The organism is Paenibacillus hamazuiensis (genome assembly GCF_023276405.1).
GTDB lineage: Bacteria > Bacillota > Bacilli > Paenibacillales > NBRC-103111 > Paenibacillus_AF > Paenibacillus_AF hamazuiensis.
The window spans coordinates 1,389,438-1,412,196 of sequence record NZ_JALRMO010000001.1; the positions used below are offsets into that span (position 1 = coordinate 1,389,438).

Here is a 22,759-nt window from a genome sequence, read left to right on the forward strand (position 1 = left end):
AGCAGCGAAAACAACGGCAAGTCCCTACCGGCTTCAATGCCAGTAGGGACTTTTTCGCCTAACGGTTTTCATTTTCTTTATTGTTCATTGCGTCATTTGTAAAATTTTGCACGGCATCCTTAGCTTGTTCGGCGGCATTCCCGACGGCTTCGGCGGTGTTTTTCCATGCGTTTTGCACGAAGTCTGCCGTCGATTGCGCCATGTTGGTTACGGATTCCGCCGTCTCTTCGAGAAAGGAACCTTGATTTTGTTCAGATCGGTTGTTGTTCATTAGAACCGTTGAGCCAATTGCTGTTCGGCGATTTGTACCAGACGGCGAGTGATGTGGCCACCGATTGCACCTGTGTCACGAGTAGCCATGAAGCCGTAGTAACCGTCCTGAGGAACCTGGATGCCGAGTTCCTGTGCTACTTCAAACTTCAATTGCTCCAATGCAGACGATGCTTGCTGAACCACCAGTTGATTGCTGGAACGACTTTGACCTCTTCCCATACCTGAATCCCTCCTGATGTATGTGTTCATTGGCTTTTGTCTGCCAATGTAGGGTTATTTTCCCCGGCATTTTGAGGAATATACCTGCACATACAAAAATTATCGGGAATATTCGCGGATGATCTTGCCGCTGCTGTCGTACAGCTTGCCCGCTCCTGACGGCTTGTCGTTCTCGAATTCGCCTTCGTACCGGGTTCCGTCTTTGAAATAAGCGATTCCGATCCCGGAGTAATGGCCGTCCTTCAGCTCTCCTTCATAAAACAGCCTGCCGTCCTTATCGTACATTCGGCCTTTCCCCGTCATCTTGCCCATGACGAACTGCCCCTCGTATTTGCCGCCGGTTGAATAGTTGTAAATGCCGGTTCCGTCGAATTGGCTTTCCTTGAATTCGCCGGCGTACTCGAGCTTATAGCTGCGGAACAGCTTGCCATTGCCGTTTGACGTGCCGTGTCTGATCTCTCCGACATAACGCGTGCCTTCGCCGTAATACAGAATGCCGGGATATACCGCATCCTGAGACATTTTGCCGGCCAGCCAAATGTTCCAATCGTTCTCAAGACGGGCTTTCGATTTGCCTGTAATGCGCGTGAGCTCTTCCGCAAACGGGCGGACGGAGAAAAACAAGCCGTTTATTTTTGCTTCCCCATACGTTTCCACGAGGTATCCGTAGATAGACTGGGCTTGGGCGTAAATTTTGCTTAAATCTTCCTTTTTCCAGTTTTTGTTGCTGGTTTCGAACTGTTTCCACGGCAGCAGGGTCCGTTTTTTATAAGCGTCATAAATAATTTGATGGCGATAAATTTCGTAATACGGAGCTTCCTGCTCATAATATGTAGCCGCACCTTCGGCAAACCAGGTCGGTATTTGGCTGCGCCTCGATTCGAGGCTGGATACCGTCAAAGCGTGGGTGAGCTCATGCTTGAACGTAATGATCAGATCTTCCAGCGATTCCTTCTTGTCCGGGGTACGGATGAACATCTCTTGCTCCTTCGGGCTCCACGAAGCAGAGGACCAGTCCGGCTCGATCGCACCTACATAATCGGCCGGACTCAAAAAATATACAGGGACGAGAAACGTCAATTTGTTGCCGAACCGTTCGGAAAGCTGCTCATACAGCGGGTCGAAATGCTGGGACAACGTAAAGATATCGTTTTCGTTTCCGTAGTAATAGATTTGGAAATATTTCGTGTTGAACGTTTTCCACTCGCGTTTCATCTTGAAGACGTGAGGTACCGACTCGGCCTTTTGCGGTTTCGGCGGAATGCTTGGGGGCGATAGCTTGGGCAGCTCCGTAAATGAAGGCGCCAGCATCTCTTCGATCGAAGGAACCGATTGCGGCTGCACGCTGGCCGGTGTGACGATCGAAACGGTGCGGGTGGAAGCGTCCCACTGCACCTGGGCGCCAAGCGATTCGCTGATGAATCTTGCCGGCACCATCGTGAAATTGTCTACGATCGTAGCCTCCTGCTCGAGCGTTTGCGTTTGCCCGTTCACGAGCGCCGTCTTGCTGCCGATCGGTATGACCATCTTTTGGCCGTATTTGGTTGCGATGGCCGCCTTTGCCTTATCGTCCCAAATGACGTTCGCTCCGAGCGCTTCGAAGATGGGGCGCATCGGTACGAGCGTTGAGCCTTGCAAAATAAGGGGAGGCTGTTCGTAGCTCTGCAGCTGCCCGTCAATCTTCACGGCGATCGGAGGATCCGCGGCCTGCGCCGAAACGGGGAACGTCGTGACCGCAATGGAACATGAAATCAATAAGCTGAAAATAGCCGGTGCTTTGCGCATGCGCATATGAACTCCCTTTGGTGTCGTTGTGAAATGAGAAATGCCGCTAAAGCGCCGCCTTCGGCATCGATTTGCCGAATTTGACGACTTTGTTTTTGCCGGTCTGTTTCGCGCTGTACATGGCCTCGTCGGCCTGCTTGACCAAATCGTGAGCGGTCATGCCCTTCTTGTAGCTGCTGTAGCCGACGCTGACCGTTGCAATCGTTTCCGCCTCAACCCGGCTGCGGATGCGTTCGGCGAGCTCGCCGGGATCGACGTCGCCGTCCGTAATCAGCACAAGCATCTCTTCGCCGCCGTACCGGCCGCAAATGCCGTATTCTTCCGCTTCCTCTTTCATAATTTCGGCCACGTGCTTCAGCACCTTGTCGCCCATATCATGGCCTTTCGTATCGTTCAGCTTTTTGAAATTGTCGATATCGCTGAAAATGACCGATACCGGCTCCTGCCTGAGCACGCATTGATTCACCCGGTTATCGAAGTATTTGCGGTTATAAAGTCGCGTCAGCCCGTCCGTAATGGACGACGTATAAATCGCCTGCATCAGTTCGATCACCCGATCGAACAGCAGCAAAAACAGAATGATATAAAACGCGATGGGCAGCATGTTTTCCAGCGCCGTGTAAAAGGGCTGCTTGCCCAGAAACATATATGTATTGACCATATGCGCCGTATGGCCGCAAAAATATATCGTCAGACCGGCCTGGTATTTGCCGGCTTGTCCGATTTTCGGCGTAATCATCGTGAAGCTTAAAAAGATAAGCACATACAAATACAGTTCCATCCATAAACGCTGCAGCAGCACAAGCTGAAAGCCGGTCGCCTCTACGAGGCCTTCGGTGAGAAAATAGGTGGACGAAACCGCAACCGTAATGAGCAAAAACGAATAAAACAGCAGATGGTGACGCAGCCTTGTCGCGTTATACAGCTGAAAAACGCCCAAGTTCAGCAGCAAAAACGAACAGATCTTCAGAAGCAGCAGACTGTAATCTTCCAGTCCGAGGTCAGCCGCACCGGGGGAACGAAGCATTAAAACATACTGGACAATCAGGGCAATGACGGAAAGCATCATGGATAAATAAGCTTTTTTTCTGCGGCTGAGCAGCAGGCGCAGCGAGATGACGAGCATCAGCACGAGGATCGTCAGGATGATCGTATACGATAGCACAGAGCCTTGAGGACCAAACAGCAGCTCGGTAAATGTCATGGAAGCCCCCGTGAGAAAAATAAATAGTTAACGCCGTAAAGCATATATATGTAATGATACTGTGCGCCGGGCCATTTTGGCAATGAATCGCAGGGACTAACCGGTAAAAATATGCAAGATTTGCGGAAGTTCTTTTCCGGATGCTTCGCCTTGTTCTCTTTTCGCGGGAGCCTTTAGCAGGTAAAATAGAATCGAGCCGTTCATGCTGGGCAGAAGACTTCGGACTTGAAAATGAACGGAACATCTCGGGAGGGGTACCATGAACATACTGCAAGCATTATTTTTTCCGCCGGAGCAACCGGGGGGCGTTTCCTCCATGGTTCCCTATATTTTAGACAGGTTCAACAAAAGAGGCTGGAGTATGGAGCTTTTTTCCTTGCCCAAACGCGTAAGGCAAAAAGGAACCGAAGAAGTCGCATTTTCCACATTCGACTGGCAGCGTTATGCTGGGAACCCCGTCGTCGACAAATACATTCAAACGTACAAGGATTACGTTTGGTGGACGAAGCTGCGGCTCCATAAAACGTACGATCTCATTCATGCGCATCATCCGATCGCCGCACTGGTGATGAAGCAGCTTTTTCCGGATACGCCGGTCATCATGACGATTCACTCCAGTTATGAGCGCGAGCTCATATTGAACGGAAAGATCAAGGAAAACGGTCCGGAGCACGCGTTTTTAACGTCGATTTACCGCGAGCTGGAAGACCGGCTCGATCAACTGATCACCGTTTCCAATTCATTCAAGCATTATTTATCCGATTATATCCAGGAACCGGAGCGGGTCGGCGTCATTCCGAACGGCTTCGACGAGAAAAGATTTCGTCCCGTTCCGCACGAAAATAAAATTCCGCAGCTGATTACCGTATGCCGCCTCGTCCCGGCGAAAGGGCTCGACATATTGCTTCAGGCGTGCGCGGAGCTGAAGCAGCGCGGGCATTCGTTCGTGCTCCATCTGATCGGAGACGGTCCGATTCGCCAGGAGCTGGAAGATATGGCGATGGATCTGAACATCTACGAGGAAATCATTTTTTACGGTTATATGCTCCATCCGGAAGATTTCATGCCGTTCTTCGACGTGTTTGTGCTGCCTTCCCGGGCCGAGGCGTTCGGCTCCGTATTCGCAGAAGCCGCGCTGTGCGGATTAACCGTGATCGGGACGCAGGTAGGGGGGATTCCGGAGCAAATCGAACACGGCAAAAACGGGCTGCTCGTGCCTGTCGACGACGTTCAGGCGCTGGCCGGCGCTCTGGAAAAAGTGATCATCGACCCGCAGTACCGCTACAACTTGGCCCGGGTTGCCTGGGATAAAGCGAAAAACACGTATTCGCTCTCGCGCGTCATCCAGCAGCTGAGAGCGGTATACCGTTCTTATCGGAAGGAATGAACGACATGAAGCCGTTTCGTTTCATTCATGTCGCGGATTTGCATCTGGACAGTCCGTTTCGCGGGCTGTCCGGGCTTCCCGCGGCGATCCGCGAGCGGATGCGCGAATCGACCTTCGCCGCGCTGGATAGGCTGGTCAGGCTGGCGATGGAAGAGCGTGCGGATTTCGTCGTCATCGCCGGGGACGTTTATGACGCAGCCGATCGTTCGCTGCGCGCGCAAATCCGCTTTCAACAAGCGTTGGAAACATGGGCGGGGGCGGGCATACCCGCCTTTGTCGTGCATGGAAATCACGATCCGCTGGACGGGAGAGCAGCCAAGCTTGCATACCCGCAGTCGGTAAAGTTTTTCGGAGCCGATGCGGTGGAGGGTTTTCCCGTCGTGACAAAGGACCGGGGTACCATAGCGTATGTCTATGGCGTCTCCTACGGCTCGGCGTCCGTTACCGACAATTTGGCGGCGCGCTTCGACCCGTCGGATACCGCACAGTACCGGATCGGCCTGCTTCACGCCAATGTGGACGGAGATCCTGCCCACGACAATTACGCCCCTTGCCGGTCGCGGGAGCTGGCGGACAAGCCGATCGATTATTGGGCCCTTGGCCATGTACATACGAGGCAGGTGATCCGGGATGAAAAACCGCTTATCGTATACCCCGGAAACATTCAAGGCAGACATATTCGGGAGTGCGGAGAAAAGGGCTGCTACCTTGTCGATGTCGATGAGCGGGGCGAGTCGAGGCTCGCATTCCATCCGCTCGATTCGGTGAGATGGTACGATGTCCGGCTTTCCATCGCCGGACTGGAAACGGAGCAGCAGCTCAAGGAGCTGCTGGAGGATGAAACGGAGCGGCTGCGCGAAGCTTCGGACGGAAGAGCTGCCGTTGCCAGGCTGGAGCTGGCGGGCAGGGGGCCGCTGCACGGCTTGCTGCATGAACGCTTTTACCTGGACGAGCTCACAGGTCTGCTGCGCGCGAAGGAAGCGAATGCAGCGGAGAGCTCGCCGCATTTCCCGTTCGTCTGGATCGAATCGGTTGTCGACAAAACCGGAGCGGATATCGACGCGGACCATCTTATGGAGCAGGCCAGCTTTCTTGGAGATTTGCTTCGTTTATCGAGAGCTTCGGCGCAGGAACCGGCCGCACTGGAAGCTTTATACGGCGAAGCGCTCGCTCCGCTGATGGGCCATTCGGCACTTCGCAAGCTGCTCGCCGGAATTTCGTCATGTGAGCGCGAGGAATGGCACAAATCGGCGGAGCAGCTTGCGATCGACCTGCTCGCGGACGAGGAAGCGGGTTGAGGCATATGGAGAAGAGATGCTGCCATAAGCCGGCATTGCCGGTTTTGCGGCGGACTGTTAAGGAGGGCGGAGGATGAGGCTGACTGGCGTCGATTTGCGCCAATACGGCGGCTTGCGCGATGTCCGGCTGCAGACGGATGCTTCGTTTACGCTCGTGTACGGACATAACGAGGCGGGAAAAAGCACCTTGATGCAGTTTATACGCGCCGTTTTGTTCGGCTTTGCTTCCCGCGGCCAAGGCGGAGAAGGCGCTTTGATGATGCTGGACGAAGCCGGCCGAAGAGTGCGCGTCGAACGGACGGCCGGCGCCAAAGGAAGAGTGCCGGCCGCCGGTGCGGTGAAGCTCACCTACGATGATGGGACGGGCGGAGGAGACAAAGAACTCGCCGAATTGCTCGGCGGCGTTACGCCGGAGCTGTTCCGCAGCGTGTTCGCCTTCGGTCTGACCGAGCTGCAGGAGCTGCGGACGCTGCAAACGGACGAAGTCGGAAGTTATCTATACAGCGCCGGGCTCGGGGCCGGCGTGAGCCGGATTCGCGAGGCGGAGAAACGGCTCGCCGGACAAATGGAGCAGCTTTATAAGCCGCGCGGCAAGGCACAGCCGCTGAATCAGGCGGCTGCGCGGCTGAGCGAGATCGAAGCGGAGCTGCGCGCGAGCATGGAAGCGGCGATGCAATATGACAGCCTGCGGAGCAAGCTGGCCGACGGCGACGGTCATATCGCCGGACTCGCGAGCCGCAGAGGCGATCTCGAGCGGCTGCTCCAGCTGCTGCGCAGCGGACTTCGTCTGCTCGATCCGTGGCAGCGGCTGCAGATTGTGCGCGCGAGGCTGGAGGAACTGCCGGAGCGGGACGCCTTCCCGGAGGAGGCGGCCCACAGGCTGGAGCAGCTGGAAGGCGAACGGGAACGGCTTCTGACGGATCTGGATCGCATCGGTCTCAAACGGCAGACGTGGGAGAAGGAGCTGCAGGAGACTGCAGTTCCGGATCGTTTGCCGCAGGAAGCGGAGGAGCGGCTAAGGCATTTGCTCAGCCGGGCCGGTTATTACGATGAGATGCAGCGCGATATCATCCAGCTGCAAACGGAGCTGGAGCGCGATCAGGTCGAGCTGGAGCAGCTTTTGAGCCGCATCGACCCTTCGTGGAATGAAGCGGCTTTGGCCGCTTTCCCGCAAACCGTCGCGGCCCGCGAACAGCTGCGCGGCTTTCAGGCTGCCTTCGCCCGGCTGGCGGAGCAGAACGCCGCTGCGGAGGCGGAAGCCGCGGCGCTTCTGCGGGACGTCCAGGAGGCGGCGGCCGCCAGCGCGAAGCAGGCGGAGCGGCTGCGCGACTTCAGGCAGCGGTACGCCGGTCCGCTCGCCGCTTTCGACGAAGCGGCGGCGCAGGCATGGAAGCGCGAGCTGCCCTCGCTCAGCCGGCTGGCTGCCGATTGGCGGCAGGCGCAGCAGGAGCGGCGCTACGCCGAAGAGCGCGAAGCCGCAGAGCGGGCCGGGCAGGAGGCGCTGCGCGAAGCGGACGAGCGGCTGCGCCGCGAGGCGGCGGCTTCGGCGCGCCGCCTCGCCGTCACGCTCGCTCTGCTAGCGCTCGCCGTGCCGGCGGCGCTGCTCGCGGCGGGCCGCGCGCTTGAGGCTGCGCTCGGCTTCGCGGCGCTCGCCGTTGCCGCGGCCAGCGCCGCGGTGCCGTGGCTGCGCGGCCCGGCCCGCCCGCGCCGCGGGCGCATGCCCGCCGCCTCCGGCGACGGCGGCGCCGATTCGCAGCTTCGCCGCCGGGAGGCGGAGCTGCGCGAACGCTTCGGGCAGCAGCTTCGCATGCTGCCCGCCATGCCCGAGGCGGCCGCCGCAAGCGCTGCGCTCCTACCGCTCGGGGAGGATCCCGAGCCGGCGGGAGCGTGGCTTGAGCTGCTGCAGCAGGCGCTTCAGCAGCATGAGGAAGCCGCCGCCGAGGTACGGCGGCTCGCCGGCCGGCTCGCGGAGCTGCATGAGCGAGAGCAGCAGCTCCGCGAGCGGCAGCGCGCCGCGGAAGCGCAGCGCCGCCAGCGCGAGACGGCCGCCGGCGAGCTGTGCAGCCGCTGGCGCGAGTGGCTCGCCGCAGCCGGGCTCGCAGCCGGCTGCACGCCCGAGGCCGCGCTGGAGGCGGCGCAGCTCGCCGAGCAGGCGGGCCACATCGCGCGGCGCCGCGACAAAGCGGCCGCGCGGCTCGCGGCGCTGGCGGCCGAGCGCAGCCGCTTCGCGGAGGACGCTGCGCGGCTGCTCGGCCCGGCGGCGCTTGAGGAGCCGGTGCTCGCGCTGAAGCGCTGGCAGGAGCGGGCCGAAGCGGCGGAGCAAACGCTCGCGGCCCGGCGGCTGCTCGAAGCGCAGCTTCGCGAGGCGGACGAGCAGTCCGCGCTGCTTCAGGAGCAGCTGCAGCGCGTGGAGCACCGTCTCGGCCGGCTGCTGGAGCAGGCCGGTGCGGCGAACGCCGAGCAGCTGCGCGTCATCGCCAAAGAGCAGGAGGAGCGAGAGCGGCTGCTGCAGGAGAAACGGCAGCTGGAAGCGATGTTCGCCGGCTGGCGGACGGAGGATGGCGCGAATCGTCTGATCGACCTGCTGATGCGTTCGGATGAAGCGGAATTGCGGCTGGCGATCGGTCAGGCCGAGAGGCAGCTTGCCGAGCTGGAAGCTGAGCTTGATGCGGCAAGAGACCGCCGGGGGCGGCTTTTGCATGAAATCGAAAGGCTGAAGAACGATGCGGACCATGGACGCAAGCTGCAGCAATTCGAGGAGCAGAAAGCGGAGCTGCTGCAGCTGGTTTCCCGCTGGGCAACGCTGTCGGTTTGCTCTCAGCTGTTTGCCGGCGCCAAGCGGGTGTACGAGAAGGAACGGCAGCCGGCTGTGCTGCAGCGGGCATCGGCTTATTTCAGCCGATTGACCGGGGGCAGGTATGTTCGCGTCGTCGCTCCGTTCGAGGAGCAGCGGCTTTTGGCGGAACGAAGCGAAGGTGGCATGCTGGAAACGTCGGAGCTGAGCCGGGGGACGGCGGAGCAGCTGTTTTTGGCGATGAGGTTCGCCTTGGTGGACGAATATGCCAATCATGTGCGGCTTCCGCTTATATTGGACGATATTTTGGTCAATTTCGACAAGGAGCGGATGAGCCGAAGCCTGACGCTCTTAAGCGAAATTTCCCGCGACCACCAGGTTCTGCTGTTTACGTGCCATGATCACATGAGGGAGGAAGCGCAGCGGATCGTTCCGGGATTGCATGTGATCGAGCTTGAGGGGCAGGGCTAGCCGGTTACCCGTAATATCAGTATGCCGGCGATGGCGAGCACCATGCCGCCGATTTCGAGGCGGCTGAATTTTTCTTTCAGCACGAAGCGCGCGTACAGCAAAATAAGCAGCACATTGGCGGCAATCACGGCCGAAACAAGGCCGGTCACCCCGAGACGGAAGGCGGGAAGCACGAGCATCATGCCGGAAATGTTGGTCAGTCCGACGACCATTCCCCACAGCAGCGTGCGCACAAGGGGCCATTGCGGCGCCGGTACCGGAGTCAGTGTTTCCGGGGCGGTTTTTGAAGCGACGGCTTCACGGCCCGCTGCCGTTTCGGCCCGTGCTTTAGCATCGGAAGCATGTCGTGTGCCTCGTTGGCGCTCCCGCATCCGCGCGGCCGCGCCCGACAGCAGAAACAATAGCGATCCGGTCGCATACATGACCGTCAGCGTCGGCAGCGTTTGTCCGCCAAGCAGCGTCGATTGTTTGGACGCCAAGTCGGTGAAACCGAACATGAGCATCGCGAGGATGCCCCAATGCGCGCCTTGCAAATTTTTCAGCGAAATGTCGTTCGAATACCTTACCATCAAGATGCCGGCGACGATCACCGCGAAGGAGAACGTCTGCCACGCATTCAATTTTTCTCCCCACAGCAAAAAGGCGATACCGACCACGACAACCGGAGGAAGCGCGGTCAATATCGCAACAAGTGAGGCTTTGCCGACGGCAAAGCCTTTATACATCGAGGCGTTGGAGGCAAACGAAAACAGCCCCATCAAGATGCCGATCCAGGCGCCCGTGGTCCAGGGCTGGCGGATAAAACCGTTTGCGATGAGCGCAACCAGCGTGCCCGATACATATACCCCTAAAAGCAGCATGTTGCGATCGATCGGTTTTTTCGACGTCCACTGGTATAAAATGCCTCGGAGGCCAAAGCAGACCGCCGATGCCGATGCGTAAAGTAACCACATGATGAATGTACCCCTACTCTCCCATGATGTCATTCATAAATCATTTTCACGGTCATGCCACCGTCGATGACGAGATTTTGCCCGGTGATGAACGAAGCGCTGTCCTCGGCCAAATAAAGACACGCCGCGGCAATATCGTCCGGTTTGCCGACTCTCCCGACAGGGTGCTGCAGCTTATCGCGCTCGCTGTGAACCGGTACGGACGCTCTCGAAGATTTTTGCCAGTCGCCTGTTTCTATCCAGCCGGGGCTGATCGCGTTAACTCGTATGCCGAACCCCCCCAAGCTTACCGCCATCGCGTGAGTGAGCGCCAAAATTCCGCCTTTCGAAGCGGAATAAGCTTCCGTATTCGGCTCGGACATAAGCGCTCTCGTTGAAGCGATGTTGACGATCGCCCCTTTGCCGAGCTTGCGCATTTCCCGGGCGGCGAGCTGGGAGCAGATGAACGTGCCTCGCAGGTTGACGCCGATAACCCTATCAAACGCCTCGAGCGGCAGCTCGAGCACGGGGCCGTTTTTGCCGATTCCGGCGTTGTTGACCAACACGTCGATGCGTCCGAGCTCCTGCACGGTAACCCGAATCCAGCGCTCCACTTCCTGCTGCTCGGCAACGTCGACCTTCAGGAACATCGCTTCACCGCCGGCCTTGCCTATAAGCTTCACCAGCTCCAGTCCGGCCTCTTTATCGACATCGGCGACGGATACTTTGTAGCCGGAGGATGCGAACCGCAGCGCGACGGCTCTTCCGATCCCTTGAGCGCCGCCGGTTATAATCGCGACTTTGGGCGACATTTGCACGTGTTCGTTGCTCATCCGAATGACCGCCTTTCTTTCGTCGGAGTTGGAAGTGCTTTTATTTAAACCATTATACTACAAAATATAGCTATATCGGGAAGGGCTTCCTGCGAGCAATACGATCGAGCGGTAGGGAAAAAGCCGCTCTCGGCCTGCATAGCGCGCCGAAATCGGCATCCAGGCGAGCCGAGAGGCGGAAAAACCGGCTCTCGGCCGAGGAATCGCGCACCGCCGACTCCGGAAAGGCGGAAAAAGCCGCTCTCGGCCTGCTTAGTGCGCCGGAACCAGCAACCGTGCGAGCCGAGAGGCGGAAAAACCGGCTCTCAGCCGCGGAACCGCGCAGCGCCGGCGCCGGAAAGGCGGAAAAAGCCGCTCTCGGCCTGCATAGCGCGCCGAAATCGGCATCCAGGCGAGCCGAGAGGCGGAAAAACCGGCTCTCGGCCGAGCAACCGCGCAGCGCCGCCGCCGGAAAGGCGGAAAAACCTTCTCTCGGCCTGCTTAGCGCGCCGAAATCGGCTACCGAGCGAGCTGAGAGCCGGAAAAGCCGGCTCTCAGCCGAGCAATCGCGCACCGCCGGCGCCGGAAAGGCAGAAAAACCCTCTCTCGGCCTGCTAAGCGTGCCGAAGTCGGCTACCGAGCGAGCCGAGAGCCGGAAAAACCGGCTCTCAGCCGCGGAACCGCGCACCGCCGACGCCGGAAAGGCGGAAAAAGCCGCTCTCGGCCTGCAAAGCGCGCCGAAATCGGCTACCGAGCGAGCTGAGAGCCGGAAAAACCGGCTCTCGGCCGAGCAATCGCGCACTGCCGACGCCGGAAAGACGGAAAAAGCCGCTCTCGGCCCGCTTAGCGCGCCGAAATCGGCTACCGAGCGAGCCGAGAGCCGGAAAAACCGGCTCTCAGCCGCGGAACCGCGCAGCGCCGGCGCCGGAAAGGCGGAAAAACCCGCTCTCGGCCCGCTTAGCGCGCCGAAGTCGGCTACCGAGCGAGCTGAGAGCCGGAAAAACCGGCTCTCAGCCGCGGAACCGCGCAGCGCCGACGCCGGAAAGGCGGAAAAAGCCGCTCTCGGCCTGCAAAGCGCACTGAAATCGGCTACCGAGCGAGCCGAGAGCCGGAAAAACCGGCTCTCAGCCGAGGAACCGCGCAGCGCCGGCGCCGGAAAGGCGGAAAAACCCGCTCTCGGCCCGCTTAGCGCGCCGAAGTCGGCTACCGAGCGAGCTGAGAGCCGGAAAAACCGGCTCTCAGCCGAGCAATCGCGCAGCGTCGCCGCCGGAAAGGCGGAAAAAGCCGCTCTCGGCCCGTTTAGCGCGCCAATCTGGCTGCCTCTGAATAAGCTTGCCATTGCCAGTCCGGCGCAGATGGACTACTATGAAGATAAGAGCCAAAATCTTCATGAAACGGAGGTCCGTCCGTGGATACGGAAAAAAAACCGAACCGCGAAATTACTTATCAGGTCGGCTGGAAGCGGGGGAAAATTCGCCATGAATCGCAGGACGGGACCGAGCAGGGGCGTGGGAAGCCCGATGAGCTCCCGCGCACGCGGATTGAAACCGTCCATTTGTTTTTGAATCGTTATTTGTTTCGTCCTGTTCCGACGGTATCTGAACGCTTGCTGCCCTACGTGCTGTGGACGCTGCCGGCGGTCAGCTTTTTCGTTTGTCTAACGTTGGTTTATATTCTCATCAGAACGGCATAGGAGGAACTCATGAATTTTTTATTGGCTTTATTCGGCGGCCTCATCGGTTTGTTCGTCACCGGTGCCGCCGTTTTCATGGCATGGCTTTACCTTCAGCATAGGAAGCAGCCCGAAACTTCCGCCTACGAGCCGCCGGTGCTGCTCAAATGGACCTCGTTCGATTATGCTCTGATCATATTATTTCTGATCGGGTCGTTGTTTTTGTTTACCGATGCGCTTGCGGTCATACGGGACCGCGAAAGTTACCCGCTGTATCATTACGGTTACTTGCTGTGCGGCTTCGTCTTTACGTTTCTGGGCATGTTGTTTATGGTGGTTCGCCTTGCGTTAGTATTATCAATGGTTCGTTCCGGGAGCTTGCGTGCGCCAAATCATCATAACCATCCAGGCGATGCTGACCAGCCCGAATAGCGGGTACAGCGTGGAAAGCAGCGTTTTGAAGCCGAATTGGCTGACTACATAGCTTAGTGCGAGCACCGCGGCAATAACCGCACGGTTCGGGATGGAGAAGCGCTGCTCGATTTGCAGCGACAGCCCGTAAATATCGCCGACGAACGTCGTAAAAATTTCTCCGTAAATGACCAGGATAAACATCGCCTGCAAAACCCCGCCGAGCCGCTCAATGATGCCGCCCATCGGAATGTCGAACTGGGCGATGCCGGGCATATGCGCGGACAGTGCAAAATGGCCGGCCAGCAGCATAATCCCGATGCCGACCCCGCCCCAAATGCCGCCCCAAAACAGGACTGAGCGATCCTTAGTCTGGGCTCCGAGCGGGACGAGCACGGCTTGAGCCATCGCCAGATTAAACGCCGAATACAGGAACGGTGCGGCCCAGATCGTTTCCAGCGGATAGTCGGACGTCATCCGGAGCCAGTTCCCCGAACTGGGGGAATCCCACGTATGCCAAACGATGACGCCGCTGAAAAACAGCATCATCGGCACCACGATCGAATTAACAGTCAAAATCGCCTTCATGCCGCGGGTCAGAACGACATAGGCGAGGATGACCGTTACGATGAGCCCCGTCTGATAGGACCCGTGAAGCTGTTCGGCAAAAACCGAACCGCCTCCGGCCAGCATCACCGTTGTGACTCCGAACAAAACGACCATCGTAAACAGGCTGATCCAATTGCTCAGCTTCGGGCCGAACAAATACGCATTCATATCTTCATACGATTTGGCGCCGACCTGGCTTGCCAGCAGCATCAGCTTGATGCCGAGCCATACGAACAAGGTGCTTGCGACGGCGATCGTAAACGTAGCCATCCAACCGTATTTGGTGAAAAACTGGACGATTTCCTGTCCCGTCGCGAACCCGGCCCCGACGACGGTCCCGGTATACGTAAAGCTGATTTGCAGGATAGTGGCTATTTTTTTCATAAATACCGCGCCTCCGCCTTTGTACAACCTGTTTAGTACAAGGTATGTACGCAGCAAGCCCGGCATGCCTTTGTTTTGCTTTCTTGAGATAGGAGAAGTCAATTAACTGGAAATGAACGGACTATGGCGGGGGATAGGAGCAATCGAGGCGGGGGCTTTTCTTATAGTAATGTTCGCGAATGGTAGAGCTTGAGCGGGTCCGGGGCACCCGAGCGCAAAGTTGTCAAGTTCAGCGCGACCATAACGGAACTATGGTGCGCTAAATCGATCCTTTTCAGATATTTTTGGAAATTAGCGGAACTCAGGTGCTCTATTTGCCTGTTCGTCCGATACAAAATGCCATTTTCCATTGATTTAGCGCATCCCAGTTCCTTTATTTTTCCGATGCAGCTATTTTTTCGAGAATAGCGAACGTGTATTCCGCTATTTTAATAAGCTGCTTATTTTTAGAAGCAAGTCCTATCAGATATGGACCTCGATCCATCGAAAGCGTTAACCTGATAACATTGCCCGAGCCGAGCGCCTTGAGTGCTTTGGAGCAAAGCCGGCTTCGAATCCCGGGGCCCCTTCAAAGGGGACTTAGGGGTCGGGACCCTCTTGTTCGCCAATTGATCATTTTTCTGCTAGAATAGGATAGCAATATTTTTCAATACGGAGCGTGTGGGCGTGCAGGAACAACTATTGGATATGATCGCGCAATACGGATATGTCGCTCTATTCGGGCTGCTCGCGCTGGGAATTGTCGGTTTACCGGTGCCCGACGAGATTTTGATGACGACCGTGGGGTCGTTAGCCTCGATGGGGGTTCTTTCCTATTCCATGTCATTTGTCGTATGTTATCTCGGAGCGATGACCGGAATGATCGTCAGCTACACGCTCGGCCGAAAAGTGGGGAAGCCGGTGCTTTACCGTGTTGGCAAATGGGTGAAGCTCTCACCGAGCCGCCTGGAGAAAGCGGAGGGCTGGTTTCATAAATACGGTCTGTGGACCGTCGCTTTCGGATATTACGTGCCGGGGGTTCGCCATTTCACCTGTTATTTGGCGGGAGTCAGCGGCGTCGGCTTTTGGCGTTATTTGCTTTATGCCGGAACAGGGGCGCTGATCTGGGTGTTCAGCTTTTTGACACTCGGTCACCTGATCGGGGAAAACGCGCCGGCCCTGCTGAACTTGATCCATAAATATATGGGCATAAGCATTGCCGTTTTGCTTGTTATACTGGGCATCGTCGTTTATTGGTACATTCGCCGTAGAAAAAAAGCGGTCTCGTAACAAAGTCTCGTAACAAAATAAAAGCTCCTCTCCGCGTAACGCGCGAAAGGAGCTTTTATTTTTGCCGGGTCGGAAGCGTTTATTTGCCGGAGAACAGCTTGATCGAAGTGATTTGTCCCGACTTGGGGTCGACATCCAGCTTGAGCACCGTGCCTTCCGATTTGTACGATAACACGTAACTTGTGTTGGAATCCGGCTTGCCTAACGCATTGTAGGCGTCTTCTACGGTTTGGCCGAGCGTGAGACCGTTCAGTCCGGGGTCGACTTCCGCGCTGCGCACGTCGACGAACTGAAGCTGCTTTTGTTTATTAAAGCCGACCGTAAAATCGGTGTAATCGAACACCGTAAGCGGGTCGGTATCGTCATCCATCGTAAATTGCTCCTTCGGCTCGCCGAATTTGGCGATGACCGTCTCGGGAGAAGTTTTCATCGTAAGGCCCATCAGCGACGGCTTGGCTTGGCTGTACGATTCCTGTACCTCCACCTTCGGCTTGGGAGTGGGTGCTGGGGAGGAAGCCGGTTTGTTAGGCTCCGCCGTCTTCTCCTGTGCGGCTCCGCTTTGCTCTGCACTCGACAACGTCACCTTGTCTCCGGGATGGGCTTCCTCCGGTTGGCCGGCAAGCTGCGCCGCATTAACCGCAGAAGGTGCCTGAACTGCAGGCGTTATATCTTGATGGGCCGGGACGACGGTTATCGGCTCGGGTGTATTTACGGCTCCCGCAGCCCGTTCCGCCGATTCCGTTTGTTTGCACCCGGTGATGAGCATCATAAGGATGAAAGGAATAGCGGCTACCGAAATGAAACGATATTTATAATTCACGGGCAATCATCCTTTCATGGGCTTGCTTTCATGGGCTTGCTTTCATGGATTTACTTTCATTGGCAACATCACTAATCATACTCTGTGCAGCGCCTCGCGACAAAGGGCGAAAATGGGGGATTTTCAGCCGAATTTTATGAAAACGGGCCGTTTTTATTTTCTGAAAGCGAATTTCATGGCCAAGGTACATTTTTCATACGCTTTACTATTATAGACATCATTTCCTTTAAAAAAGTTGCGCTTCTTTTCAAATGTTTTGCAAAGATAGTACTTGAAACTCACTTTTGCGGTATGATAAGTTTAACTGCAAGTATGTCGGTGGAGGTAACGTATGGACTTATTGAAGAAAAAAATATTGGAAGTCGGCGTCCTGTTGTCCAAGGACGTGATCAAGCTTGATGCGATCCTGAATCACCAGGTCGATCCGGAGCTGACGATGGAGATGGGCAAAGCATTTGCCTCCCGGTTCGGGGAGGCCGGAATCGATAAAGTGATTACGATTGAGTCGTCGGGTATTCCGATCGCATTCGCAACCGCACTTCAGCTGAAGGTGCCGCTCGTATTTGCGCGCCGCAAAAAGACGCTGACAACCGACGAGGAAAACTGGAGCGAGCGCGTTCCTTCTTTTACCAAAGGGATCGTAACCGATATCGTGGTATCCAAGGAGTTTTTGAAAGAGGGAGAACGGGTATTGATCATTGACGATATGATTGCCAACGGGGATGCGGCAAGAGGATTAATTCGCGTCATTCGCCGGGCCGGGGCAGTCGTAGCCGGGATGGGCATCGCTGTGGAAAAGTCGTTCCAATCCGGCGGTCGCTCCATTCGCGAGGCAGGCATTGAAGTGGAGTCCCTCGTTAAAATCGCCTCGATGGAGAACGGGCAAATCATGTTCGAATAATGAAAATGAAGAATTATTTTCAAAATTGAAGTACCTTCCCTCTCAAACGTTTTTCCTTTATAATGTACCTTAAGTGAGAGAGGAGGCATAACTATGGGTGAGACTGTAATTCCGGCTGATTTCCTGTTGACAAAGCTGTCTGAGGCGAAGACCCATTTCGAACGTGCCCTGGATTGCAAACATACCGAGTTCGACGACCTTTATCCTTATATGATTGAGCATCCTCAATTTTTTTGGTACAAAAGGTACGTGGCGTGGTCCGAACTCTTGACGATCGTAAAGCTCTGTGACCAATTGAACGTGGAGTGGGAGGGGCAATTTTCCGCCCAGCAAACGGAGTATATCAAGAAACGCGTCATGTCCAGCAGAGTGCTCGATTACTGGTTTGAAACGAACGATTCCAAGGAACATGTCGGCTGAATAATCAACTGTCATATAGGGACCTGCGCAGACCGGATCACCGGAAGCCGGGTCTTTTTTTAATCAGCGATAAGGAGGTTTGGAAAAATGATTAGCGATGAACAATTGGATCAATACCGGCTGGACGGAACGCTGCTTCGGGTTATTCGCGATGCAAACCCGGACAACGATGTGCGGGGGATTGTCGTGGCTTGGGATGACGAGCATGTGGTTATCCGCAAGCGGAATAAAAATATGGTAAAGCTGAAAAGGAGCTACCGGTACCAGCCTTACAGCGAGCCGAGGAGCACGGAAGGGCTCGGTATTTGATCCGCGGCTGCGGGATATCCTAAGGGAAGAGGTGAGGTTAATGAATTACATTCCTTTGGATGAATTTCATGTAGTCATTGCTAAAAAGCAGCCGGACGGACAGTGGAAAGGCGAGGTCGTGATGCTGCCTGCAGACCGCAGGCAGGACCCGCTTGACGCGACTCATCTGTTTGACGTTCCCGCGCAGAAAAGCCCGGAGCAGCTTCAGGAATTGGCTTTTCAGGCGCTCAAGGCTTACCGCGAAGGCTAACCGGACCGCTCTCACCTGGCTCCCGTAAACAAGGAGATCAGAAACAGCAGGCCAAGCGTGCTCACCAGGGACAGCATGACAAAACCGATCCCCCCCAGCAGCAAAAGTCCTCCGGGAAAGATGAGCAGCAGCGCAAAAGCCGCGATGAAACCCCATAACAGCAGCTGAAACGTCAGTCTGAACAGTCCCCACAAAATGCAGGCGAGCAAAACGCCGAACAGCAATTGGACGATGATCATCCGGTTCATCTCCTTTTTCGTTTTTGCGTCTTACTGCATGTATATTCTGAACGGTTCGTCATATACTGATAATCCAACCAGGCACATAAGCGGGAGGAGAAGTTATGGCTAAGGAAGGCTCTGCGCTGAAAGGAACGGTTTACGGCATTTTGTTTACGCTTCCATTTTGGGGTTTTTTGGCCTGGCTTATTTTCAAATAAAAAGACCTTCTTTCACATCGTATGCGAATGAAGATCTTTAGCATGTTTAAAAAATGTTATTCGAGATTGGATTGCGATTTGCTGATCATTTTGTTGCCGCGGAAAGTAATCTTTGCCGATGAATTCGGCTTATCGCCTTTATACTGATAGGTAACGGTATAATCGGGGAGATTTTTATCGCCGGTTTCGGAAACAATCTGCCCCGGACCTCCGACAGCCTTTTGCACGTCCTCGTACGAAGCATCCGGGTTAATGCTGTCGAATTCCGCTTTCGTAATCGTTACTTCCTGTTGTTGCTGCTGCTGCTTTGGAGCTGCAGAGCAACCGGCACCGATCATCAGCATGGCGGCAGTCAACAAAATAGCCCACTTGCGCATCGTTCATCACTCCTTACTTTCATTCCGTCGTGTTTTGATGTTAGTAGTCCCTTGGATGGGCCCGCCTATTCATTTTAGCGAATAAAAGGGTGCTTTGTCCAGAAAACCGGGTATTGACTTGTCCGTTCCAGCGTGGTAATATCATGAATACGCGATTCATTTCATGCGGTCGTGGCGGAATTGGCAGACGCGCTAGATTCAGGTTCTAGTGGTGTAACAGCCGTGGAGGTTCGAGTCCTCTCGACCGCATCGTTTACGAACGAAAGGCTCATTAATCACGCAAATGTGATTGATGAGCCTTTTTGTATGCTCGGAATGACCCGCGTTCTTTCGTCGCTTCCTCTACTCCGTTCCTGCTTTTAAGGCTTCACTCATGGAAACGGCATTGACTTTTCTCTTGCTAAGCAGCTTCGACAACTCGTAGGAAAGCATGACAACAACAAACCCGATTCCGATGTAAAGCGGATTGATCGTCACGGGCGAGAATATTCATCAGTGTGGATTTTGTCCGGAACCGGACGGCCCGAGAATAATGCCGATTTCCCCCTTATTAAGCTGCATGCTGACTCCTTTTAAAACTTCCGTTCTGACCACGCCTGTTGTATAAGTTTTCTTTAAGTTTGCAACATGAATGAACATATTTAATCGGCTCCTTTTATCGATACAGGATTTTACGAAGAATTTGCAAATACTCTTCAAGCCCGTTTATCAATTCATCAGCATGCGACTTATAGGCATCGAAGTCATCGCCATATCGGAACTGACTGTCGAGAAGGCCGTTTATCGTCCATATAATGATGTTTTGCGCCTTTTCCTTATCGATGCCTTCCTTGAACAGCGTTTTGTCATCGTTGGATCTTTGGCAGACGAGCTGAATCGCCTCAAGGGGCGAATTCGACAAAGGGGAAATTTCTGGAGCTCGCCACGGACGAGCGGATCGTGTGGCAGATCGAGTTCGAATCCCTGCTTTTTTGGAGAACCAAGAGCGGCACACGGAAAGAAATTGACAGCTGCCGAAAAAATGCGTTACTCTAATATCAACTGATTGAGTCAATCAAAAAAAGGAGGCGTAAAAATGGCTGTTTTTTCCCCTGCTCGAACATTCGGTATTTCCATTGAACGAGACCCGGAGGAGGTGTACGCATTTGTCTATGACGGAGCAAACCTGCCTTCTTGGGTAAAAGATTGCACAGATGTTATTAAAGCGGGCCATGGATGGACGATGAAGACGGCAAACGGCAGCTTGGACATTCGATTTGTGGAAAAGAACGCGCTGGGTGTGCTGGATTACTATGTCGTTCCTGCCCCGGGTATGGAGATTTATTTTCCGATGAGGGCTTTTCCTAACGGTACCGGAAGCGAAGTGATTTTAACGATGTTCCGGCTTCCCTTTATGTCAGACGAGCAATTTGCAGCCGGTGCGGAGATCATTGAATACGATCTGGAAAGTTTAAAAAAAGTACTGGAAGCCAGCCGTTAATATCTTTGCACGGCGAGGCATCGTCGAACGCTTTACCGCTTCAAGTTAAAAATCATTCTTTACTTTTTTTGATTCCTTTATTAAAATAATTATTATAAAGTTGCATCAAAACAAATGAATTGAATAAAGCAAATGCGAGAGTGTTCTCGTTCTGCATGCTGCTCCTTATCAGGAGCAGCATGTGTCGTTTTAAGGGGAATAAAAATGCAAATCATTCTCAATGAGAAGGAGCGAACTCCAAATGAAATCATCTTCTATCGGCGCTGCAGACGGTCTAGCGCATGAGCAGGCTTCTATTTATCCTTCTACCGCCAGGAAACAAGCATATATTTGGATGGAACGGTACGGCGAGGGCATCGCCGCTTTGGCAAGCGGAGTTTTGCTTGCTGCGGCCTGGGGGATTGGCCATGCTTCCCATGGATGGTCCGTCGCCGTTTACGTGCTTGCCTTTGTGGTCGGCGGATTTGTGAAAGCGAAGGAAGGCCTGCATACGCTCGTTGCGGAACGCGATCTCGACGTTAATTTGCTGATGATAGTGGCGGCTATCGGCGCTGCCAGTATCGGTTATTGGACGGAAGGCGCCATGCTGATTTTCATTTTTTCAGTCAGCGGAGCTTTGGAAAGTTATACGATGGATCGCAGCCGGCGGGATATTTCCTCTCTGATGGATTTGAAGCCGGAGACGGCCACTCTTTATCGGGACGGGGTGGAAACCGTTGTCGCTATCGAACAAATAGAGGTGGGCGACGTTGTTTTGGTGAAACCCGGCGAACGCATCCCTGCTGACGGCACCGTAAAGGAAGGAACATCCGCCGTCAATCAAGCCTCCATCACAGGGGAATCCGTTCCGGTGGACAAAACGGCCGGGGACGATGTATTCGCAGGCACGCTGAACGGTCAAGGAGCGCTGTTCGTTGAAGTGACACAATCCAGCGAATCAACGTTGTTTGCCAAAATCATTCGATTGGTTCAGGAAGCGCAAAGCGAGAAGCCGGCCTCCCAAATGTTCATCGAGCGTTTTGAACGCATCTATGCGAGAACCATTATTATGATGACACTTTTGCTGATTCTTATTCCGCCGCTGCTTTTCGATTGGACGTGGAAAGATGCGCTGTATAAAGCGATGGTGTTTCTCGTTGTCGCTTCCCCGTGTGCTTTGGTGGCATCGATTATGCCGGCTATGCTGTCCGCCATTTCCAACAGCGCCAGAAAAGGGCTTCTCTTTAAAGGAGGGGCGCATCTCGAAAACCTGGCCCGGGTAAAAGTCGTAGCCTTCGACAAGACGGGGACGCTGACGAACGGCCGTCCCGAAGTAACCGATCTTATTGCCTGCGGGGGGATGACGGAAACCGAAATGCTGCAAGCTGCCGCGTCCATCGAGAGTTTGTCCGAACATCCGCTTGCCAAAGCCATCGTGCTTAAAGCAAAAGAACAAGGAATCCCGCTTGAACGGCCGACGGAATTCCAAGCTTTGACGGGTTGGGGAGTACAGGCGGAATGGAGAGGCGAGAGCTGGAAAATAGGAAAACCGACCTTGCTCGGCGGCGGGATGATGACGGGAGAACTGGAATCTGTGATCCGCCGGCTGGAGCAGCAGGGTAAAACCGTAACGGTGCTACACAACTCCCATAATGTTGTCGGCGTGATCGCGCTGCAGGACGGGATCCGGGAGCAGGCGAAGCGGGCAATCGCCGAAATAAAGAAACTCGGCGTCGAAGTCGCCATGTTAACCGGGGATCAGAAAAGAACGGCTCAAACGATTGCCCAAGAAGCCGGAATTGGATTGGTATACGCGGAATTGCTGCCTGAAGATAAGGTCAATCATATTAAGGAGCTGAAGCGAACTTACGGCCAAGTTGCGATGGTCGGTGACGGTATAAACGACACGCCCGCATTAGCCATGGCGACCGTCGGCATTGCGATGGGCGGAGCGGGAAGCGATGCCGCTCTGGAAACGGCCGATCTGGTTCTCATGAACGACGGCATCGAAAACATCGCTGCCGCCATAGCGCTCGGCAAACGTACGATAAAGATTGTCAAGCAAAATATGGTCATTGCCGTTTCGGTTATTGCATGTTTGATTGCGGCAAACTTTATAACGGGTATCGCGCTTCCTCTCGGAGTAATCGGGCATGAAGGAAGCACTATCCTTGTCATCTTGAACGGCTTGCGGCTGCTGCGCGGCTAGAGATGAACGGAACGGATCAAATTACAGACAAACAAGTGTACGGGCTCCTACACTT

At 55.1% G+C, this 22,759-nt stretch carries 25 protein-coding genes and 1 tRNA gene; 13 read left to right on the forward strand and 13 right to left on the reverse strand.

Annotation, left to right across the window (positions count from 1 at the left end; all coding sequences use genetic code 11):
• Window positions 1–58 precede the first annotated feature (58 nt).
• From MYS68_RS05915 to MYS68_RS05930, 4 genes are all read right to left on the reverse strand, one after another.
• Window positions 59–271: a hypothetical protein gene (locus MYS68_RS05915; RefSeq protein ID WP_248924939.1), complete on the reverse strand. Its 213-nt coding sequence runs from the start codon at window positions 269–271 to the stop codon at window positions 59–61.
• Window positions 271–492, reverse strand: a complete 222-nt coding sequence (locus MYS68_RS05920; protein WP_248924940.1) for an alpha/beta-type small acid-soluble spore protein — start codon at window positions 490–492, stop codon at window positions 271–273. The genes MYS68_RS05915 and MYS68_RS05920 overlap by 1 nt, the downstream gene beginning before the upstream one ends.
• A 99-nt stretch (window positions 493–591) precedes the next feature.
• Entirely contained in the window at window positions 592–2,277 is a 1,686-nt protein-coding gene (locus MYS68_RS05925; RefSeq protein WP_248924941.1) for a stalk domain-containing protein, read from the reverse strand.
• A gap of 46 nt (window positions 2,278–2,323) precedes the next feature.
• Window positions 2,324–3,481, reverse strand: a complete 1,158-nt coding sequence (locus tag MYS68_RS05930; RefSeq protein WP_248924942.1) for a GGDEF domain-containing protein — start codon at window positions 3,479–3,481, stop codon at window positions 2,324–2,326.
• A 259-nt stretch (window positions 3,482–3,740) separates the two neighbouring features.
• Here MYS68_RS05930 and MYS68_RS05935 point away from each other — a divergent pair, with 259 nt between their 5' ends.
• The 3 genes from MYS68_RS05935 (at window position 3,741) to MYS68_RS05945 (ending at window position 9,431) form a co-directional block, all read left to right on the forward strand.
• Window positions 3,741–4,868 carry a glycosyltransferase family 4 protein gene (locus tag MYS68_RS05935; protein WP_248924943.1) on the forward strand — a complete coding sequence of 376 codons (1,128 nt, stop codon included), beginning with the start codon at window positions 3,741–3,743 and terminating at the stop codon, window positions 4,866–4,868.
• 5 nt (window positions 4,869–4,873) lie between these two features.
• Entirely contained in the window at window positions 4,874–6,166 is a 1,293-nt protein-coding gene (locus MYS68_RS05940; RefSeq protein WP_248924944.1) for a metallophosphoesterase family protein, read from the forward strand.
• A gap of 73 nt (window positions 6,167–6,239) precedes the next feature.
• The gene (locus MYS68_RS05945) at window positions 6,240–9,431 is read left to right on the forward strand and encodes an AAA family ATPase (protein WP_248924945.1); all 3,192 of its coding nucleotides are present in this window, start codon (window positions 6,240–6,242) and stop codon (window positions 9,429–9,431) included.
• Here the strand turns inward: MYS68_RS05945 and MYS68_RS05950 are convergent.
• The 3 genes from MYS68_RS05950 to MYS68_RS05960 form a co-directional block, all read right to left on the reverse strand.
• On the reverse strand, window positions 9,428–10,384 hold the full coding sequence (locus MYS68_RS05950) for a DMT family transporter (protein WP_248924946.1): 957 nt from the start codon (window positions 10,382–10,384) through the stop codon (window positions 9,428–9,430). The genes MYS68_RS05945 and MYS68_RS05950 overlap by 4 nt on opposite strands.
• 29 nt (window positions 10,385–10,413) lie before the next feature.
• Window positions 10,414–11,196, reverse strand: a complete 783-nt coding sequence (locus MYS68_RS05955) for a glucose 1-dehydrogenase (RefSeq protein WP_248924947.1) — start codon at window positions 11,194–11,196, stop codon at window positions 10,414–10,416.
• Window positions 11,197–11,266: 70 nt separating this feature from the next.
• Entirely contained in the window at window positions 11,267–12,514 is a 1,248-nt protein-coding gene (locus MYS68_RS05960; RefSeq protein ID WP_248924948.1) for a hypothetical protein, read from the reverse strand.
• A gap of 69 nt (window positions 12,515–12,583) precedes the next feature.
• Here MYS68_RS05960 and MYS68_RS05965 point away from each other — a divergent pair, with 69 nt between their 5' ends.
• Together MYS68_RS05965 and MYS68_RS05970 are read left to right on the forward strand one after the other, a co-directional pair.
• Window positions 12,584–12,868 carry a hypothetical protein gene (locus MYS68_RS05965; protein WP_248924949.1) on the forward strand — a complete coding sequence of 95 codons (285 nt, stop codon included), beginning with the start codon at window positions 12,584–12,586 and terminating at the stop codon, window positions 12,866–12,868.
• A gap of 9 nt (window positions 12,869–12,877) precedes the next feature.
• Complete coding sequence (locus tag MYS68_RS05970; RefSeq protein WP_248924950.1) at window positions 12,878–13,279, forward strand: hypothetical protein; 402 nt, start codon at window positions 12,878–12,880, stop codon at window positions 13,277–13,279.
• Here the strand turns inward: MYS68_RS05970 and MYS68_RS05975 are convergent.
• Complete coding sequence (locus MYS68_RS05975) at window positions 13,205–14,251, reverse strand: YkvI family membrane protein (RefSeq protein WP_248924951.1); 1,047 nt, start codon at window positions 14,249–14,251, stop codon at window positions 13,205–13,207. The two genes, MYS68_RS05970 and MYS68_RS05975, sit on opposite strands and share 75 nt — an antisense overlap.
• Before the next feature lie 687 nt (window positions 14,252–14,938).
• Between MYS68_RS05975 and MYS68_RS05980 the strand changes: the two genes are divergently transcribed.
• On the forward strand, window positions 14,939–15,520 hold the full coding sequence (locus tag MYS68_RS05980; protein ID WP_275983759.1) for a DedA family protein: 582 nt from the start codon (window positions 14,939–14,941) through the stop codon (window positions 15,518–15,520).
• A gap of 79 nt (window positions 15,521–15,599) precedes the next feature.
• On the opposite strand, the gene MYS68_RS05985 is transcribed toward MYS68_RS05980, so the two are convergent.
• On the reverse strand, window positions 15,600–16,340 hold the full coding sequence (locus MYS68_RS05985) for a DUF4309 domain-containing protein (RefSeq protein WP_248924953.1): 741 nt from the start codon (window positions 16,338–16,340) through the stop codon (window positions 15,600–15,602).
• Between the two features lie 331 nt (window positions 16,341–16,671).
• Here MYS68_RS05985 and MYS68_RS05990 point away from each other — a divergent pair, with 331 nt between their 5' ends.
• The 4 genes from MYS68_RS05990 to MYS68_RS06005 all read left to right on the forward strand — a co-directional run bounded on the left by MYS68_RS05990 (window position 16,672) and on the right by MYS68_RS06005 (window position 18,220).
• A complete protein-coding gene (locus tag MYS68_RS05990; RefSeq protein WP_248924954.1) occupies window positions 16,672–17,241 on the forward strand; it encodes a xanthine phosphoribosyltransferase in 570 nt (189 codons plus the stop codon).
• 93 nt (window positions 17,242–17,334) lie between these two features.
• Window positions 17,335–17,661 carry a hypothetical protein gene (locus MYS68_RS05995; RefSeq protein ID WP_248924955.1) on the forward strand — a complete coding sequence of 109 codons (327 nt, stop codon included), beginning with the start codon at window positions 17,335–17,337 and terminating at the stop codon, window positions 17,659–17,661.
• Window positions 17,662–17,748: 87 nt separating this feature from the next.
• Entirely contained in the window at window positions 17,749–17,970 is a 222-nt protein-coding gene (locus MYS68_RS06000; RefSeq protein WP_248924956.1) for a hypothetical protein, read from the forward strand.
• Between the two features lie 40 nt (window positions 17,971–18,010).
• Window positions 18,011–18,220, forward strand: a complete 210-nt coding sequence (locus MYS68_RS06005; RefSeq protein ID WP_248924957.1) for a hypothetical protein — start codon at window positions 18,011–18,013, stop codon at window positions 18,218–18,220.
• A gap of 11 nt (window positions 18,221–18,231) precedes the next feature.
• On the opposite strand, the gene MYS68_RS06010 is transcribed toward MYS68_RS06005, so the two are convergent.
• Both MYS68_RS06010 and MYS68_RS06015 read right to left on the reverse strand, forming a co-directional pair.
• Window positions 18,232–18,459, reverse strand: a complete 228-nt coding sequence (locus MYS68_RS06010) for a hypothetical protein (protein ID WP_248924958.1) — start codon at window positions 18,457–18,459, stop codon at window positions 18,232–18,234.
• Between the two features lie 256 nt (window positions 18,460–18,715).
• Window positions 18,716–19,036, reverse strand: coding sequence for a DUF3862 domain-containing protein (locus MYS68_RS06015; RefSeq protein WP_248924959.1), 321 nt, complete (start codon window positions 19,034–19,036; stop codon window positions 18,716–18,718).
• Between the two features lie 165 nt (window positions 19,037–19,201).
• On the opposite strand from MYS68_RS06015, the gene MYS68_RS06020 reads away from it, so the two are divergent.
• Window positions 19,202–19,285: transfer RNA gene (locus MYS68_RS06020), tRNA-Leu, on the forward strand.
• A 243-nt stretch (window positions 19,286–19,528) separates the two neighbouring features.
• Here MYS68_RS06020 and MYS68_RS06025 read toward each other — a convergent pair.
• Together MYS68_RS06025 and MYS68_RS06030 are read right to left on the reverse strand one after the other, a co-directional pair.
• On the reverse strand, window positions 19,529–19,675 hold the full coding sequence (locus MYS68_RS06025; protein ID WP_248924960.1) for a hypothetical protein: 147 nt from the start codon (window positions 19,673–19,675) through the stop codon (window positions 19,529–19,531).
• Window positions 19,676–19,691: 16 nt separating this feature from the next.
• Entirely contained in the window at window positions 19,692–19,937 is a 246-nt protein-coding gene (locus tag MYS68_RS06030) for a hypothetical protein (protein ID WP_248924961.1), read from the reverse strand.
• Window positions 19,938–20,111: 174 nt separating this feature from the next.
• Between MYS68_RS06030 and MYS68_RS06035 the strand changes: the two genes are divergently transcribed.
• Together MYS68_RS06035 and MYS68_RS06040 are read left to right on the forward strand one after the other, a co-directional pair.
• Window positions 20,112–20,516 carry an SRPBCC family protein gene (locus MYS68_RS06035; RefSeq protein WP_248924962.1) on the forward strand — a complete coding sequence of 135 codons (405 nt, stop codon included), beginning with the start codon at window positions 20,112–20,114 and terminating at the stop codon, window positions 20,514–20,516.
• Between the two features lie 241 nt (window positions 20,517–20,757).
• Entirely contained in the window at window positions 20,758–22,704 is a 1,947-nt protein-coding gene (locus tag MYS68_RS06040; protein WP_248924963.1) for a heavy metal translocating P-type ATPase, read from the forward strand.
• Window positions 22,705–22,759 lie beyond the last annotated feature (55 nt).